The organism is Pampinifervens navoyensis, assembly GCF_046159715.1.
Classification (GTDB): Bacteria; Aquificota; Aquificia; order Aquificales; family Aquificaceae; genus Pampinifervens.
This window is the reverse complement of the sequence record NZ_JBJXCT010000052.1, coordinates 1-264: the sequence shown is the minus strand read 5'-3', so window position 1 is coordinate 264 and position 264 is coordinate 1. Positions and strand designations below refer to the sequence as shown.

The following is a 264-nucleotide window of genomic DNA, read 5'->3' as shown; positions in this document are numbered from 1 at the left end:
CGATCTGCGTGTCGGTGTCCACCGCCCGCAGGCGGTCGATCACCGCGGACCGATCGGGCACCTCCCCCTGACGGTACGCGATCGCCGCCGTGCGGATCGCCTCGACCTCGTCGAACTCGGCGTTGGAGGTCTGCTCGGTGAGTGTCTCCCCGACGAGCGCGCCAAGCTCTCTGACGTCGGTTGCGACATCCCGGTTGTGGGTGGGCATCATGCACTCTCTCTCACCCCGGTAAATAATTCGACCGCCACCGGATGCTGCCGTTC

At 66.3% G+C, this 264-nt stretch carries 1 protein-coding gene; it reads right to left on the bottom strand.

Annotated elements, in window-relative coordinates; translation table 11 throughout:
- Positions 1–211 (bottom strand): hypothetical protein (locus ACKRDP_RS09975; RefSeq protein ID WP_409154630.1); only part of this gene is annotated, 211 nt, incomplete at its 3' end.
- Between the last annotated feature and the right edge of the window lie 53 nt (positions 212–264).